The sequence below is a fragment of the Enterobacter sp. UNJFSC 003 genome, from assembly GCF_036903355.1.
In the GTDB taxonomy this organism is placed as follows: Bacteria; Pseudomonadota; Gammaproteobacteria; order Enterobacterales; family Enterobacteriaceae; genus Enterobacter.
The window spans coordinates 1-238 of sequence record NZ_JBAKHK010000341.1; the positions used below are offsets into that span (position 1 = coordinate 1).

Annotated in this window: 1 protein-coding gene; it reads right to left on the minus strand. The window is 66.4% G+C overall.

Annotated features, from left to right (window positions below):
• A partial coding sequence (locus V5P19_RS24450) for a glycine betaine ABC transporter substrate-binding protein (RefSeq protein WP_334408105.1) occupies positions 1-238 on the minus strand: 238 nt, incomplete at both ends.

Genomic DNA, 238 nt, shown 5'->3' on the forward strand with positions numbered 1-238 from the left:
GGTGAAATCCTGCGCCAGCCCGTAGGCCGCGAGCTTCTTGGTGTTGATGCCCTCGCAGACCCAGCCGGCGACGCAGTTGTAGAAGCGGCCCTTGCCGGGCTCGTCGGGGTCGGCGAAGAGATCCTTGTAGCGCTTGAGATCCTGGACCGATTTCAGCTCGGGGGCCTTCGCATCCGGGCCGGAGACCAGATAGCGCGGCACGAACCAGCCCTCGCTCGCATCGGGGAAGGTCGTGCCC